The sequence below is a fragment of the Myxococcus sp. MH1 genome, assembly GCF_059738865.1.
Window position 1 is genome coordinate 10,525,254 of the sequence record NZ_AP026947.1, and the last position, 15,759, is coordinate 10,541,012.

Genomic DNA, 15,759 nt, shown 5'->3' on the forward strand with positions numbered 1-15,759 from the left:
GTGTGTCTTCATTCCGGGAGTCGCGTCGTGCACAAAGCATCCGTGTGGGTGAGCCTCGTCGTGGGGCTCGTGTTGGGGTTCGTGGGAGGACGCACTTTCGCGCCCGTGCCCGCCAAGGTCGCGGAAGCTCCGCGCGCGCCGTCCGCGGCCGCGGCCCCGCCCTCCGCCCGGCAGCGGCCTCCCATCTCGCCCGTCGTCTACAAGGTCCCCGTGGAGGGCTCGCTCGTCCAGGGCTCCGAGTCCGCGCTCGTCACGCTGGTGGAGTTCTCCGACTACGAGTGCCCCTTCTGCTCGCGCGGCCACGGCACCGTGAAGCAGCTCCAGCAGCGCTACGGCGACAAGCTGCGCCTGGTGATGAAGCACCTCCCGCTGGACCGCCACCCGCGCGCCCGGCCCGCCGCCCTCGCCGCGCTGGCCGCCGGGGAGCAGGGCAGGTTCTGGGAGTTCCACGACGTCCTCTTCTCCAATCCGCGCGCGCAGCAGGAGGAGGACCTGGAGCGCTATGCGAAGGAGCTGAAGTTGGATGTGGAGCGCTGGAAGAAGGACCGCGCGGACCCGAAGCTCGCCGAGCGCGTGCGCCGCGACGAGAACCTGGCCCGCCTGGTCGGCGCCACCGGCACCCCGGCCTTCTTCGTCAACGGGCGCTTCATCAACGGCGCGCAGCCGGTGGAGGTCTTCACCGGCGTCATCGACGAGGAGCTGGCGAAGGCGGAGGCGCTGGTGAAGGGCGGCGTGCCGCGCGCGGAGGTCTATGCGCGCACCATCGAGCGCGGCGTGGACCGCCCGCCCGCGCCGCCCGCGCCCGCGGAGGGGGCTCGCCAGCAGGTGGAGGTGGGCAAGGCGCCGTCGCGCGGTCCCGCCAACGCGCCCGTCACGCTGGTGGCGTGGTCGGACTTCGAGTGCCCGTTCTGCTCGCGCGCCGTGCCCACGCTCAAGACGCTGGAGAAGGAGTACGAGGGCAAGCTGCGCGTGGCCTTCAAGCACCAGCCGCTGCCCAACCACCCGAACGCGAAGCTCGCGGCCGCGGCGTCCCTGGCGGCACATGAGCAGGGGAAGTTCTGGGAGTTCCACGACCTGCTCTTCGCCAACCAGCGCCAGCTCGGGCGACCCGCGCTGGAGGGCTACGCGAAGCAGCTGGGGTTGGATGTGGCGCGCTTCAACCAGGCGCTCGACTCCGGGAAGTTCGACGCGGTCATCGCCGAGGACTCGCGCGAGGGCACGCGCGTGGGCGCCGGGGGGACGCCCACGTTCTTCATCAACGGCCGGCCCATCCTCGGCGCGGTGCCGGTGGACCAGTTCCGCCGCGTCATCGACGAGGAGCTGAAGAAGGCCGGCGTGGCCACCCGCTAGCGCGCCTGCGTGCCCCGCGTCACCGCGCCGTCACGGCGGGGGCGCGGGGCTTGGGCACCAGGAAGAGCAGCCGGCCCTTCTGCTTCATCATGCCGGCGGCGAGCTCCGCCTGGGAGCCTCGGCCCCAGAAGACATCCACGCGGCCCGCGCCCCGGATGGCGCCGCCCGTGTCCTGGTTGAAGACGAAGCGCGACAACGGCCGCCACTGCACCGAGCCGTCCGCCATCCGCACCGGATGGTCCGTGTGGATGAAGGCGAGGCCCCCCTTCGGGAACAGGCGCGCGTCGGTGGCGATGGAGCGCCCCGGCGTCACCTCGCGCCCCAGTGAGCCCACCGCCGCGCCCGGCAGGAAGCGGAAGAAGACATAGGACTCGTTGTAGTCGAGCACGCGCTCGCGCTGGCTCGGGTTCGCCGCGAGCCACGCGCGCAGGGCCTGCATGGACATCTGCTCGCGAGGGATGGCGCCTTCCTGGATGAGCAGCGCGCCGATGCTGCGGTACGGGCGGCCGTTCGACGCGGCGTAGCCCACGCGTCGCTCGGTGCCGTCGATGAGGCGCAGCGTGCCGCTGCCCTGCACCTCCATGAAGAACAGCGACACCGGGTCCTTCACCCACGCGAGCTCCAGCTTGCGCTCGCCCAGCTTCCCTCCGCGAATCTCGGCGCGGTTCCAGTAGGGGACGACGCGCCTGCCCTCGAGCCGGCCGAAGACACGCTCGGAGGCGAAGCGCTCCGCGAAGGGCTCCAGCGGGACTTCGATGAGGTCGTCCGGCGCGGAGAGCACGGGGATGCGGTACTCGGCCGTGGGCGCGAGGCTCGCCTCGATGACCGGCTCGTAATAGCCGGTGAAGAGCACCGTGCCGTCCTCGCCGCCCGCGGACTCCAGCAGCTCGAAGTCCTCCATCACCGCCTTGGACACGTCGAGCGAGGACATGCCGTCGGTCAGCCGCGCGCGCAGCCGCTCCAGCGCGGAGACCAGCTCGCCGGCCGTCACCTCGCGAGGCCCGTAGACGAAGCGGTGGTCCACGGGTCGGGTCCGCAGCCAGCTGAGGCTCTGGTCCAACGCCACGCGCAGCGACGCCGGGTCCGCGTCGTCCATGAGCGCCACGTTGGAGGCGAGCTCGGCGACCAGCGCATCTTGCGGACGCGTGACAGGGGGACGGGGCGCACGCGCGCACGCGGCGCAGACGAGCAGCAGGCACAGCAACCCAAGGCGACGAGAGGACCGGGTGGGCATCACCCCTCGTACCTACTCCAGCCCGTGCACGGGCGACACTTCCGGACAGCGCCGTGCCGGGAAGCCACGGGCCGCCGACGACACGTCCCAGCCCTCAGCGACGGGGGAGCCCTCGCGCCCGGACCCGCGCCATGCACCGGGCCCGCAAGCCGTCCACCCCGGCACGCAGGCGAGCAGCCCCTGGCGTCACCGCGCGAGCATCGCCCCCATCCTTTCCGCACACGTCGGGCGCGGCCATGCCGGCCATGCCCTCGGGAGGATTCATCGTGAACGCAAGGAAAGTGGCGAGGGTGCTCGGATGGGTGAGCATCGGACTGGGTTTGAGTGAGCTGGTGGCGCCCGGCGCGCTGGCCCGCTTCCTCGGCGTACGACGAGGCACCGGACTGCTGCGCGCCTATGGCCTGCGCGAAATCGCGGCGGGCGTCGGCATCCTGACCCGCGCCAATCCCACGCCGTGGGTCTGGGCACGCGTGGGAGGAGACCTGCTGGACCTCGCGAGCCTCGGCCCGGCGGTGAAGCACAGCCCTCGCAAGGAGAACGTCGCGGGCGCCGTCGCCTTCGTCCTCGGCGCCACCGCCGTGGATGCCTGGTGCGCCCGACGACTCAGCGCCTCGAACGCCTGACTCGAACGCCTCACCGCCCCGTGAGCCACGCTCCGGGGCGGTGTCGTCTCCGCGTCCCGCGCCATCGCGACGCAGCTCCGCGTCGAGGTCCAGGGCCCCCTCCACACGGAGGTCCGCCGTCGTGCAGCGCCTCGCGCCCTGCGAACCTCACGCGCGGGCTCGACCTCTCTTCTTGCGGACCGGAGCCGTGAGTCGCCGTCCCAGGTGGGCGATGAGACTCCGACGACCGTCGTCTTTCCGGCAGGGGCTCCCTCCCCGGAGACAACGACTCCTTGCCCGGGGGAGCGACGGCACTGCTGTCCCCCGGGCCCAGCATCGCGCTCGGGCGGCGCACCGACACGGCGCCGTGGTGGGTGAATCGGAACCTCCTCACACCCGGCAACGACCTGAATCCCGAAGTGCCCGCGTATGGAAGGATTGTCTCCCCTCCCCCGCGATGACACGCCTCGGCCTCCTCTTCCTGCTGCTCCTGGGTGTCCTCCCGGCACGGGCCTCGTCTGCCGACGAGCCCTCGGCCCTCGTGGCTCCCACCCTCGCCCAGGACGCCCCCGCGCGCTTGCCCGAGGGCCAGGTCCTGGACGCGCCTGTCTCCGTGGAGCTGGAGCTGACCCTCGACGAGGCCGGCGAGGTCGTCGAGACCCGCGTCGTCGGTGAGCCGCCGGTTGCGCTCGCCCGCGCCGCGCTGCACGCCGCGCCCCGCCTGCGCTTCCACCCCGCCACCTCGCAGGGCCAGCCCGTCGCCGTTCGCGTCCCCTTCACCTACCGCTTCGAGCCCCCTCCCGTGGAGGACACCCGCGCGGTGCTCACCGGCCGCGTGCGCGCGAAGGGCAGCCGCAAGCCGCTCGCCGGCGCCATCATCCGCACCCACACGGCGACGGTCGAAGCCGACGCCCAGGGCCAGTTCCGACTGGAGCTCCCTCCCGGCGAGCACGCGCTGAAAGTCACCTCGCCGGGCCACCGCCTGCTGTACCTCACCGAGACGGTCGAGGCCCGACAGCGGCTGGAGGTGCTCTACACACTGGAGCCCCTCGCGGTGAACCCCTACGAGACGGTGGTGCGCGCGGACCGGCCGCGCACCGAGGTCTCCCGCGTCACGCTGCACGAGCAGGAGCTGCGCGAGGTCCCCGGCACCATGGGCGACCCGTTCCGCGTGGTGATGCTGATGCCCGGCGTGACGACGCTCGCCTCCGGGCTCTCCTACCCCGTCGTCCGCGGCGTACAGCCCGCCGCCAGCGCCTTCTTCGTCGACGGCGTACGCGTGCCCTTCCTCTACCACCTCATGCTCGGCAACGCGGTGGTGTACCCGGACCTCGTCGAGTCCCTCGACTTCCAGGTCGGTGTCCCCTCCGCGCGCTACGGCAGCCTGCTGGGCGGCGCGGTGGACGCGCACGTGAGCCGGCCTCGCGAAGAGGGCCTCCACGGCAGCGCGTACGCGGACCTCATCCAGGCCGGCGCCTTCCTGGAGGTGCCCATCCCCGAGACGGGCACCACCGTCGCCGCCGCCGCGCGCGTCAGCTACACGGGCCTGGTCATCACCCGCGTCATCAACACCGTCAACGCGCCCTCCTCGTACACCTCGGGCGACGGCACCGTGTACCGCGACTCCGGCGAGCCCAAGGTCTACGCGGACTACTGGGACTATCAGGCCCGCGTGGAGCAGCGCGTGGGCCAAGGACAGCTCCGCCTCCTCGCGCTGGGCACGTCGGACGCGGTGGGCCTCACCGCGCGCGAGCCGGAGACGGGCGACTCGGGCGGCGTGGGTCTGCTGTTCCATCGCCTGGACCTGCGAGGCCGTCACCCCCTCGCGGGAGGCGAGGCCGAGGTGGGCCTGACGCTCGGGTATGACCGGCTCGGCCTCGCCTACAGCAAGGGCCTCCGTCAGCCGGGCTCCTACGAACTGTCGCAGGGCAGCGTGGCCCTGCGCGCGGGCTACACGCGGGAGCTCTCGGCGGACCTGAAGCTGGAGCTCTTCAGCCACGCGGAGCGCCGCGAGGCGAGCATGCTGGCCATCGGCCGGTTCCGGCCCGTGGGGCCCTTCGACGGGAAGGACGCGTACTCGCGCCCCGGCATCCTGGGCACCTTCGCGGGCGTGGGCACGCAGCTGACGTACACGCCCTCCGCGCGCTGGGTGCTGGTGCCGGGCCTGCGGCTCGACAGCTACCACGGCTTCGGAGACCGGACGCGGCTGGCGCTGGAGCCCCGGCTCGCCGTGCGGCACGCGCTCACGGAGGGCCTCACGCTGAAGGCCGGCGCGGGCCTGTATCACCAGCCCGCCACCGTGCTGCTGCCGGTGCCCGCGGGCGAGATGCTCGCGCTCGAACGCGGCCTCCAGCGCGCGGCGCAGTTCTCGCTCGGCGCGGAGTGGCGCCCCCTCAACGGCTGGGAGGTGACGGCCGAGGGCTACTTCAACCCGCTCCTGCGCACGCTGGAGTTCAACTTCGAGGACGTGCTGAGCAACCTGCGGCGCCGGGGCCTCGAGGCCGAGGACGTGGAGCGCCACGGCCACAGCTACGGCCTGGAGCTGATGGTGCGTCGTCCCCTGGGCCGCCGCTGGTTCGGCTGGCTCACGTATGGCTTCAACCAGAGCAAGCGCTTCGAGCGCTACGCGAAGGTGGGCCCCAATGGCGAGGAGCTCGGCATGGTCGAGGGCTATCTGCCCTACACCTTCGAGCAGGCGCACTCCGTCAACGCCGCGCTCAGCTACCGCTTCGACTTCGTCACCCTGGGCGCGGTGGCGCACTTCAACACCGGCCGTCCGGAGACGGGCCAGTTCGGCTACCGCACCATGCGCGAGGGCGTGGGCGCGGACGGCGAGCCCGAGTGGAAGCCCGTGGGCCGGGGCGCGGTGGACCGGCTGCCCTCGTTCTTCCGGCTCGACTTCCGCGCCTCGCGCACCCTCGTCTTCGATTCGTTCCTGCTCGACGTGTACCTGGATGTCTTCAACGTCACCGCGCGCAGCGAGGTGCTCACGCGGGACTACGGCTACGAGGGTGAGGACGGCCAGCCCGTGCGTCTGAAGCGCAAGGACTTCGGCATCCCGGTGATTCTGCCCACGCTCGGCGCCAAGGGGACCTTCTGACATGCACCTGCGTCACGCCCTGCCCCTCGTCCTCCTCACCTCCGGCTGCGCGCTGGAGCCGGAGACCCCCGTCTTCCTCTCCGGTACCGTGCTGGAGACCGACGGCACGCCCTGGCGCGGCGGCCCGCTGACGCTGATGCGCCCGCGCAAGCTCCCGGGCCCCAGGCCGCTCCCGGGCGAGCCTCCCACCGGCCAACCCACGCTGGCCTACGAGCCGTGGGCCCAGGTGACGCCGGACGCGGATGGCCTGTTCCTGCACGAGCTGTCCGCGCGAGACACCGGCGCGGACCTGCTGGAGCGCCCCACCCCCTGGGCCAGCCTCAAGAACTTCCAGCTCCACCTGCCCCCCGTGGACGGCGCGCGGGACTTCCTGGCCCTCCACTTCGTGCTGGACGTGGACGTGCCGCCCCTGCGCCGCTGGGACAGCCGCGTCCAATCCCATCCAGACGCCGCCGGCGTGAAGCTGTCCTGGGTGGACGTGCCCGCGCTGGCGGACATCCCCTCGCACACCTACGCGGTGCAGGCCCGCGGTGAGTGGGGCGTGGTGTGGACCCAGGACACGCGCTCCGGCGAGGCCTTCCTGGGACCGGAGATGCTGGAGGACTTCGCGCCGCCCTTCGCGTACGTGCAGGCCCGCGCGCGGGGACAGCGCTCGTGGATCCAGAGCGCGCTCGAATACACGGACGTGCACGAGGCGCCCCCGGTGCCGCTGCCCTTCACCGGCGCCGTCCCCGTCAGCCGGGGACAGCCCTGTGAGACGGACGCCGTGGTGGACCCGTGCCCCTTCACCGACGGGAAGCTCGAATCGAAGCGGGTGCCCATCTCGCGCTTCGGCTCACTGGAGGATGAGCTCGTCTTCCGGCTGCGCGAGCCCACCCGCCCGCGACGGGTGCTGATTCGGGGCCACACCGGCACGCGTCCCCAGGAGGTCTTCCACGTGGAGGGCTCGCTGGAGGGCGGAGCCTGGGTGGCGCTGGGCCAGAGCGCCCCGGCGCCGGAGCTGGGAGACGCGCCCTACACGGATGACGTCAACACGCAGTTCTCGTTCGAGCGGGACGTGGACATCCCCCTGGCCGGGGGCGCGCCGCTCGTGGACAAGGTGCGGGTGTACTCGCTCGGCACCGTCCCGGGGCTGCCCACGCCGTCCCGCGGCTACTTCACCCAGCTGCGCGAGGTGTCCGTCTTCTGAAGAAGCGACACCCCGCGCGAGCGGGGCTCACGCGTAGGGGTTGTAGAACCGCGCGAAGGTGGCGCGCGCGAAGTCGCCGAAGGTCATCCCCGGCTGGAAGGCGCCCACGCGGACCTCGGCGGGGTCCGTGCCCTCGGGCGGCCGCAGGTGCTCCTCGTTGTCGGGCTGCATGAAGACGGCGAACGTGGAGCGGGAGATGTTGCGGCTCGCCGGGTGGGCCAGCGCCTGCACCGCGTGCGGCGTGGAGCGCAGCAGTCCCCCCGTCACGATTTGCGCGCTCTCGCCAATCTGGAACGCCAGACAGTCCTTGGGGATGACGACCTTTCGCTCCTCGCCGGAGCGCGTGCGCACGTAGAGGCCCGCGTCCGGGTCCGGCACCGGGATGTCCTGGCGCGTGGGCTCCGGGGCGCCGGGCTCCGCGTCGAAGTACATGGCGGGGCACAGCGCCGTCAGCGAGCCGTGGTCGCTGTGCCAGCCGCACCACGAGTCGCGCGTGCGCGGCGTCGCGTCCTCGTTGATGGCGAAGTAGTAGAGCAGCCGCGCCTTGCACGCGCGCGACTCGCGGATGGTGCGCGTAAGGCTCGCGTCCGGGGACAGCCGCTCGCCCAGCTTCGCCTTCACGTAGCGGTCGCACTGCGCGGCCACCAGCAGCCCCACGTCCACCATCTTCCGTCCCAGCGCCTGGAAGGCGGGGCGCAGCGCGGGGAAGTCCGCGTCCGGCCACACGTTGGGCAGGTAGTTCTCCGGGTACTTCTCCACCAGCGCCGGCGCCACCGCGGGCGCGTCGTACTGGGGATTGTTGTAGTAGGAGCCCTTGAACTCGTCGAACTGGCCGGGCTTGAGGACCTCCTTGCCGTGGCTCCAGCCGAACGAGTAGCTGCTGCGCTCGTGGACGTAGCGGTCCTTCACCTCGTTGGGGAGCGCGGCGAAGCGGAAGCCCAGCGGCAACAGGCCCTGGCGCAGCTCCACCAGCCCCGGAATCCCCCGGACGATGAGCAGGCCGATGCCATCCGGGCCATACGCGCGGGCGATGTCCGCGGACAGGTCCGCGCCCTCCACCAGCTTCGCGTAATCGAGTACCACCACCGCGTCCTTCGCTGCCGCCACGTCGCTGCTCATCCCGAACGCCTCGTCTGTTCTCCCCGGGCCCCACCCCCCAAAGCCATCCGGAGGCCCACAGCATAGCTCAGCCGCCATGCCGTGGATTCCCCGTCCGTCAGGAGACGGGCCCCAGGCGCTTGAGCAGCGAGCCCAGGGTGTTGAAGTCGATGGGCTTCACCAGGTGCGCGTCGAAGCCGGCTTCCTTTGAGCGCAACCGGTCCGACTCCTGGCCGTAGCCCGTCACCGCCACCAGTTGGAGCCCGCCGTCGGGCCGCTGGGTGCGCAGGTGCTTCGCCAGCTCGTAGCCGTCCATCACGGGCAGGCCGATGTCGAGCAGCGCCAGCTCCGGGCGGAACGTGGGCGCCACCTGGAGCGCGCTGGGGCCGTCGTAGGTGACGCGCGTCTCGCAGCCCAGCATGTCCAGGGCCTCGGCCAGCACGTCCGCCGCGTCGCGGTTGTCGTCGACAATCAGCACCCGGTGCGGCATCGGGACCGCCTCCCGCGGCGAGGCCGCCTCATCCGTGGCCACCGTCGCCGAAGCCTCCACTCCCGCCTCGAGCGCGGGCAGCCGCACCGTGAAGGTGCTGCCCTGGCCCCGCCCCTCGCTGTCCGCGTGGAGGGTGCCGCCGTGCTGGGCCGCCAGGCTCCGGGCGATGGCGAGCCCCAGGCCCAGGCCGCCCTGCGAGCGGTCCAGCTCCTGACGCTCCTGGAAGAAGAGGTCGAAGATGCGCGGCAGCATCTCCGCGCTGATGCCCGTGCCGTTGTCGCGCACCCGCACCACCAGCGCGTCCCCCTCGCGCGCGCCCTGGACGGTGATGCGTCCCCCGGGCTCGGTGTACTTCGCCGCGTTCGTGAGCAGGTTGGAGAACACCTGCGCCAGCCGCGTCGCGTCCGCGTCCAATGGCAGGCCCTGGCGCGCCACCTCCACCGTCAGGTGATGGCCGCGCTGCTCCAACAAGGGACTGGCCAGCTCGATGGACTTCGCCACCACCTCCGCCAGCTCCACGCGCTCGCGCCGCAGCACGACCTTGCCCCGCGTGACGCGGGACACGTCGAGCAGGTCATCCACCAGCCGCACCAGGTGGTGCACCTGCCGCTCGATGACGGTGCGCTCGCGCTCCACGGCCTCGCCGCCGCGCAGCCGGAGCAGTTGGAGCGCGGTGAGGATGGGGGCCAGCGGGTTTCTCAACTCGTGGCCGAGCATCGCCAGGAACTCGTCCTTCGCGCGGCTGGCGGACTCCGCCTCGCGCCGGGCGTTGGACAGGTCCGTCACGTCGAAGGCCACCACCACGATGGAGTCCACCTGACCGGCGTCATCCAGCATGGGCTGGTAGACCAGGTCGAAGAACCGCTCCTGCGGAGGCCCGCCCTCGCCGGAGATGATGGTCGCCCGCAGGGAGCGCCCGATGTACGGCTCGCCGGTGCGGTAGGCGTTGTCGAGCAGCTCGAAGATGCCCTGGCCGGCCAGCTCGGGGAGCGCCTGGGCGATGGGCACGCCCACCACGGACCGGTTGGCGATGAGCCGCAGGTAGCCCGCGTTGACGAACTCGTAGACGTGCTGGGGGCCGCGAAGGATGGCGATGCCCACGGGGGCGAACTGGAAGACGCGCGTGAGCATCCTCCCGTGCGCCTCCTGGATGGCCTGCAGGCGCGCCTTGGTCAGCTGCGTCTCCACGCGCGCCATCAGCTCGCGCGCGGAGAAGGGCTTCACCAGGTAGTCGTCGGCGCCGGCGCGCAGTCCCTCGATGCGGGCCTCCTCGCCCGCGCGCGCGGAGAGGATGGTGACGGGCACGTGGCGCGTGCGCTCATCGGCGTGCAGCTCGCGCAGGAGCCCGAAGCCATCCAGCCCCGGCATCATCACGTCCGTGAGCACCAGGTCGGGAGGACGCGCGCGCGCGGACTCGAGCGCCGCGAGACCATCCGCCACCGTCTCCACCTCCCAGTAACGGGACAGGAGGGACCTCAGGTACTCGCGCATGTCCGCGTTGTCGTCGGCCAGCAGGATGCGCGCGGAGCCGGGGCGCTTGTCCTCCGGAGGCACCTCGGTGCCCACCTCGAGCGACTCCACCTCCAGGCCCCCCGGCAGCCAGCGCAGCGCCTCGTTCACGAAGGGCGCGGCGCCCAGGGCGGTGGAGGCCCGCGTGTCGCGAGCGCCCAGGTGCTCCTGGGGCAGATGGGCGGTGCCCGCGGGGATGCGCAGGGTGAAGGTGGTGCCCTGGCCCTCGGTGCTCGCCACCGACAGCGAGCCGCCGTGCAGCCGGACCAGCTCGTGCACCAGCGCCAGGCCGATGCCGGAGCCCTCGTGCGTGCGCGCGCGGGCGCCCTGCACGCGGTGGAAGCGGTCGAAGATGCGCGGCAGCTCCTGCTCCGGGATGCCGATGCCCGTGTCGGAGACCTGGAGCTGGACCTGGCCGTCCACCCAGCGCTGGGAGATGGCGATGCGGCCCTCGAAGGTGAACTTCAGCGCGTTGGAGAGCAGGTTGAGGACAATCTTCTCCCACATGTCCTGGTCGACGTGGATGGCCTCGGGCAGCGGGGCGCAGTCGATGTCGAAGCCCAGCCCCGCGCGCTCCAGCGCGGAGTGGAACGCGCTGGCCAGGCCCGCGGTGAGGGCGGCCAGGTCCACCGGCTCGTAGCGGGCCTGGATGCGGCCGGCCTCCAGGCGGGAGAAGTCGAGCAGCGAGTTGACCAGCTTCAAGAGGCGCTGCGCGTTGCGGTGGACGGTCTCCAGTCCCTCGCCGGACAGCGCGCGCGCCGACGACGCCAGCGCGTCCTCGGTGGGGCCGAGCATCAGCGTCAGCGGGGTGCGGAACTCGTGGCTGACGTTGTTGAAGAAGGCCGTCTTGGCGCGGTCGATGGCGGCCAGGGCCTCGGCGCGCTGGCGCTCCTCTTCGTACGCGCGCGCGTTGGCGATGGCCGTCACCACCGGGTCCGCGACCAGCCGGAAGAGGGCCAGGTAGCGCTCGTCCAGCAAGCGGGTGGGACTGACGCCGGCGACGAGGAACCCATACGGGTGCGACTGCCCCGAGCGCGCCAGCGGCAGCACCACGGCCCGCGAGAGCACCACCCCGCGAGGGCCACGGGGCAGCACACCGAAGCGCGCGCCCAGCTCCTCCACGAGCACCTCGCGGCCGGTGTGCGCGGCCTGCGCGAAGGGCCAGGTCTGGGGCGCGTCGGGCATCGGGGGGAAGGGACAGGACTCCGGCTTCGCGGGGCCCGAGTAGCCATCCAGTCCGCTGGAGCCCACGCAGCGCACCTGGGTGGCGGCGTCGTCGAGCAGGTACAGGAGGGTGAAGGGCAGGTCCTCGCCGTAGGCGGAGAAGATGCGCGCGGCCGTCTGGCAGGCCTCCTCGGCCGTCTTCGCGGAGGCGGAGCTGGTGGCCAGCTCGCCGAGCAGCTTGAGCTGGCGGTTGTCCTGGACCTGCTCGGTGGTCTCCTGGACGGTGACGAGCACGCCGCCGACGCCGCCGCCCTCGTCGTAGACGGGGCTATACGAGAAGGTGTGGAACGTCTCCTCGACGAAGCCGCGGCTGTTGATGAAGAGCTGGAGGTGCTCGCTCCAGGTGGCGGGGCCGCCCTGGCGCACGCCCTCCGCCATGGGACCGATGACGTCCCAGATCTCCTGCCACATGACGGACGCTGGGGCGCCGAGCGAGGCGGGGTGTTTCATGCCCAGCACGGGGCGGTAGCCGTCGTTGTAGATTTGAAGGAGCTGAGGGCCCCACCACAGGAGCATGGGGAAGCGGTTGCCCAGCACGACGCCGACCATGGTGCGCAGGCTGGTGGGCCAGCCCTCGAGAGGGCCCAGGGGGGTCTGGGACCAGTCCTTGGAGCGAACCAGGTCCGCCATCTCGCCACCTCCGCCAAGGTGGCCTTCCAGGAATGCCGCGGCGCGCTTCGGGGGGGAGTCCTGCTCGGACATCAGTGCTCGGAGGAAGAATGGAAGTGGCCTGCGCTTCTAGTGTCACGTCCACAAGCGTGCAATCAGTGACGCTGGAATGCTCTGCTCCCCAACACTTCACAGGTAAGTCGTCTTCCCCCCAGGCGAACGGGCTCGCCGGCGTGGCTCAAGGCTTCTTCCCGCGCCCCCGGCTCCGCCCCTCGAGTTGCCGGGTGGTCTCGACGGCGCGGTCGAAGTCCGAGTTCGGGAGGCTCGCCTCCAGCTTGCGTCCCGCTTCGCGGTAGCGGTCGAACTCGGCCTCCGCATGGGCCGTCGCCAGCTCGTGGCTGATACCTCCCGCATGAGACAGGACGTCTCGCTCGTTGAACTGCAGGAAGCCATCCAGCTTCGTCACCCACTCCCGCATCGTCATCGGCCGTCGTCTCCTGGCCTGGTCCTCCGCGTAGTCCAGGTACATGGTGACGACACGACTCAGCTCCCGGAGCTCCTCCTCCGAGAGGTAGTTCTTCGCCACCGTGACGTCTGACTTCCGGATGGGCCCGCTCGGAGCGTTCTTCCAGGTCGCGAGCCCCATGTTGGGCTGACTCGCATCGGCGCGCTCGTGAATCAGCTCGGCCGCCGTGTGTCCGTGGATGGCCCAGTGCAGCTTGTTCTGCACCGTCGCATAGAAGGTCTGCGTGACCTCGGCCTGGACGTCGTAGTCGACGCTGCACTGCGCATAGATGTCGGTGAGCTTCTGGTAGAAGCGCCGCTCCGATGCGCGAATCTCGCGGATCCGCTCCAGCAGCTCGTCGAAGTAGTCCTCGCCTGGCTGCGATGTCGACTGGAGCCGAGCGTCATCGAGGACGAAGCCCTTGACCAGGTACTCGTCCAACAGGGCCGTGGCCCACTGACGGAAGCGTGTCCCCTGCGTGGAGCGGACGCGGTAGCCCACCGCGATGATGGCTGGCAGGCAGTAGTGGTCCACCCATCGCGTGACTTCTCGGGAACCCTCGATTTGAACTATCCGGAATTTCCGGAGGGTTGCCGTCGGGTCGAGTTCTCCCTCCTCGTGGATGTTCTGGAGGTGCTCGTTGATGGTCCGCACATCCTTGCCGAACAGCTCGGCAAGCTGCTTCTGGGTCAGCCAGACCGTGCCCTCGAAGAGCCGGACGTGGACCTTCGAAGCACCGTCGTCACCGACATAGACCAGGAACTCACCGGCTCCATCCCCGGACTGCCCGGAGTCACCCTTACCCATCCTCCACACCCTCCTCGCCGATGGCGCCATGTCGAAGCCCGAGGTGGATACACGGTCCATGCCACGACAGGCACATGGACCGTCGCCCTACGCCCGGCCTCAGATGAAGTAATCGGGGAACAGGTCCTCGCCGGGCACGGATTGATACTTGTCGAAGTTCGTCACGCCGTCGGCGCGCAGGACGTCCTCGTCGATGCAGAAGTTGCCCGTGAAGCTGCGGCTGGGCTTGGTGAGGATGGCGTACGCGGCGTCCGCCATGATGTCCGGCGTGCGGCTGCCCTTGATGGTGTCCTCGCCGCCCAACAGGTTCTGCACCGCCGCCGTCGCGATGACCGTGCGCGGCCAGAGGGCGTTGACCGCGATGCCGTCATCACGCAGCTCCTCCGCCATGCCCAGCACGCACATGCTCATGCCGAACTTCGCCATCGTGTACGCCACGTGCGGCGCGAACCACCGCGCCTCCATGTTCAACGGCGGCGAGTTGTTCAGGATGTGCGGATTGCTCGAGCGCTTCAGATGCGGGATGCACGCCTTCGAGCACACGAACGTCCCACGCGTGTTGATGCTGTGCATCAGGTCATAGCGCTTCATCGGCGTGTCCACCGTGCCCGTCAGGTGGATGGCGCTCGCGTTGTTCACCAGCACGTCGATGCCGCCGAACGTCTCCACCGCCTTCGCCACCGCGGCCACGACCTGGTCCTCCTCACGGATGTCCACCGCGATGGGGAGCGCCCGACCGCCCGCCTTCTCGATCTCCTCCGCCGCCGTGAAGATGGTGCCCGGCAGCTTGGGGTGCGGCTCCGTCGTCTTCGCGGCGATGATGATGTTCGCCCCGTCCCGAGCCGCACGCAGCGCAATCGCCTTGCCGATGCCCCGGCTGGCCCCGGTGATGAACAGCGTCTTCCCCTTGAGTGTCGTCATGCGCGCGTCTCCGTGGGTGGCACGTAAGGTCTGCTTAAGAACTCCCTGGGTATAGCGATTCTCGAGCCCGAGGACACGGGCTGTTCGGGCCGGACCCATCGACCCCCAAAGAGGACTCGCGATGAGCAACCAGGACACCAAGACCCTCACCTCGGCCATCATGAGCCGCCGCAAGGTGCTGCGCGGCATGGGCCTGACGCTGGCGGCGATACCGCTGGTGCAGGTGCTCGCCTGCGGCCCCGAGGACTCACCCTCCTCCGGAGGCGACGCCGACTCGGGCTCCCCCCCGGACGGAGGCACCGGCGCCACCGCCTGGGCCACCGGCGGCACCGCCGCCATGTCGGGCACCTACGCCGACCCCTTCACCGACGAGTCAGGCACCCCCTGCGCCCTCACCTGCGCGGCCACCCTGGGCCCCTGCTACGCCCAGACCCTGGTCCGCAAGGACATCAGCGAGGGCCACGACGGCCTGCCCGTGCGGCTCGCCTTCCGCATCCTCGACGACCAGTGCCGCCCCATCCAGGGCGCCTCCGTCGACATCTGGCACGCCGCCCCGGAAGGGCTCTACTCCGGCGAGGACGCCAGCACCTTCTGCACCTCCGATGACCCGTCCGCCACCAGCGCCCGCTGGTTCCGCGGCGTGCAGGTCACGGACGCGGACGGCCGCTGCGACTTCGACACCTGCTTCCCCGGTTGGTACAGCAGCCGCACCGTCCACATCCACTTCACCGTGCGCCTCGGCGAGGCGGAGTACGTGACGTCACAGCTCTTCTTCGACGACGCGCTCAACGACGACATCATCAACCACCAGCCGCTCTACGACACGCGCGGCCCCCGCGACACGACCAACGCCAACGACAACGTGGTGTCCGCCGAGTCCGTGAACGACTACCTCTTCCAGACCGCGCGCCAGGACGACGGCGCCCTGCTCGCGTGGAAGACGCTCATCATCCGCTCCTCGCTCGACACCGCGCAGTGCCAGATTCCCGGCGGCAACGGTGGCGGCGGAGGCGGGCCGCCTCCCGGCGGCGACGGTGGCATGGGTCCGCCCCCGGGCTGGGATGGCGGCATGGGACCTCCACCGGGCCTGGACGGCGGCACCCCGTAATCACCTCGACGAG

General features: G+C 71.0%; 10 protein-coding genes. 5 read left to right on the forward strand and 5 right to left on the reverse strand.

Translation table 11 applies throughout. The features are described from left to right. The first annotated feature begins 27 nt into the window (after window positions 1-27). Entirely contained in the window at window positions 28-1,350 is a 1,323-nt protein-coding gene (locus tag AC6JA9_RS41720; RefSeq protein ID WP_267698763.1) for a DsbA family protein, read from the forward strand. A 19-nt stretch (window positions 1,351-1,369) separates the two neighbouring features. Here the strand turns inward: AC6JA9_RS41720 and mltA are convergent, their stop codons facing one another. Continuing rightward, complete coding sequence (gene mltA, locus AC6JA9_RS41725; RefSeq protein ID WP_223750824.1) at window positions 1,370-2,584, reverse strand: murein transglycosylase A; 1,215 nt, start codon at window positions 2,582-2,584, stop codon at window positions 1,370-1,372. 266 nt (window positions 2,585-2,850) lie between these two features. Between mltA and AC6JA9_RS41730 the strand changes: the two genes are divergently transcribed. The 3 genes from AC6JA9_RS41730 (at window position 2,851) to AC6JA9_RS41740 (ending at window position 7,475) form a co-directional block, all read left to right on the forward strand. Then, on the forward strand, window positions 2,851-3,207 hold the full coding sequence (locus AC6JA9_RS41730) for a hypothetical protein (RefSeq protein WP_223785806.1): 357 nt from the start codon (window positions 2,851-2,853) through the stop codon (window positions 3,205-3,207). A gap of 520 nt (window positions 3,208-3,727) precedes the next feature. Further along, window positions 3,728-6,286, forward strand: coding sequence for a TonB-dependent receptor domain-containing protein (locus AC6JA9_RS41735; protein ID WP_497958825.1), 2,559 nt, complete (start codon window positions 3,728-3,730; stop codon window positions 6,284-6,286). Window position 6,287: 1 nt separating this feature from the next. Then, the gene (locus tag AC6JA9_RS41740; RefSeq protein WP_223750821.1) at window positions 6,288-7,475 is read left to right on the forward strand and encodes a hypothetical protein; all 1,188 of its coding nucleotides are present in this window, start codon (window positions 6,288-6,290) and stop codon (window positions 7,473-7,475) included. A gap of 27 nt (window positions 7,476-7,502) precedes the next feature. Here AC6JA9_RS41740 and AC6JA9_RS41745 read toward each other — a convergent pair whose 3' ends face one another. The 4 genes from AC6JA9_RS41745 to AC6JA9_RS41760 form a co-directional block, all read right to left on the reverse strand. Next, window positions 7,503-8,594 carry an isopenicillin N synthase family oxygenase gene (locus AC6JA9_RS41745; protein WP_223785803.1) on the reverse strand — a complete coding sequence of 364 codons (1,092 nt, stop codon included), beginning with the start codon at window positions 8,592-8,594 and terminating at the stop codon, window positions 7,503-7,505. Between the two features lie 97 nt (window positions 8,595-8,691). Beyond that, window positions 8,692-12,030, reverse strand: coding sequence for an ATP-binding protein (locus AC6JA9_RS41750; RefSeq protein WP_483579176.1), 3,339 nt, complete (start codon window positions 12,028-12,030; stop codon window positions 8,692-8,694). A 613-nt stretch (window positions 12,031-12,643) separates the two neighbouring features. Then, window positions 12,644-13,777 (reverse strand): virulence RhuM family protein, encoded by a 1,134-nt coding sequence (locus AC6JA9_RS41755; protein ID WP_497958826.1) that lies wholly within the window; start codon window positions 13,775-13,777, stop codon window positions 12,644-12,646. Between the two features lie 39 nt (window positions 13,778-13,816). Continuing rightward, window positions 13,817-14,638, reverse strand: a complete 822-nt coding sequence (locus tag AC6JA9_RS41760; protein ID WP_141327381.1) for an SDR family oxidoreductase — start codon at window positions 14,636-14,638, stop codon at window positions 13,817-13,819. 121 nt (window positions 14,639-14,759) lie between these two features. On the opposite strand from AC6JA9_RS41760, the gene AC6JA9_RS41765 reads away from it, so the two are divergent. Beyond that, window positions 14,760-15,746: a dioxygenase family protein gene (locus AC6JA9_RS41765; RefSeq protein WP_223750817.1), complete on the forward strand. Its 987-nt coding sequence runs from the start codon at window positions 14,760-14,762 to the stop codon at window positions 15,744-15,746. Window positions 15,747-15,759: the final 13 nt, after the last annotated feature.